This window comes from Streptococcus sp. HMSC072D03, from assembly GCF_001812855.1.
Lineage (GTDB): Bacteria > Bacillota > Bacilli > Lactobacillales > Streptococcaceae > Streptococcus > Streptococcus salivarius_D.
Genome location: NZ_KV810632.1, coordinates 1 through 515, shown reverse-complemented (window position 1 = coordinate 515; position 515 = coordinate 1). Strand labels below are relative to the sequence as shown.

Annotated in this window: 1 protein-coding gene; it reads left to right on the top strand. The window is 37.3% G+C overall.

From position 1 onward, the window contains the following. The coding region (locus HMPREF2877_RS02285; RefSeq protein ID WP_141751037.1) for a transposase at nucleotides 1-515 on the top strand (515 nt) is incomplete at both ends.

The window sequence follows — 515 nt, the reverse complement described above, 5'->3', positions numbered from 1 at the left end:
ATGAACTTGTGCCTAAAGACCATTTTCTAAGAAAAGTCGAGGAAACGATTGATTTCTCTTTTATTTATGATCTTGTCGAAGATAGTTATTCCTCGGATAATGGTCGCCCTAGTCTAGACCCTGTTTTATTAGTTAAAATTCCGTTGATTCAATGTTTTTATGGCATTCGTTCTATGCGCCAAACCATTAAAGATATTGAGGTGAATACGGCTTACCGTTGGTTTCTTGGCTTATCTCTGGACGATAAGGTGCCTCATTTTACAACTTACGGTAAGAACTATAGCCGACGCTTTGAAAACAAGGAAGTGTTAGCACACATTTTTAGTCATGTGCTTCATCATGTTTTGGAAGCGGGGCTCATTGATCCCTCAGAAATCTTCATTGATGGGACCCATATCAAGGCAGCTGCTAATAATCATAAGTACAAAACTGTTGTTATTGATCAAAAAGCTAAATTCATGAGTGAACAACTGGAGATTGAGATTAATTTAGATAGGAGAAAACACGCAAAAAAG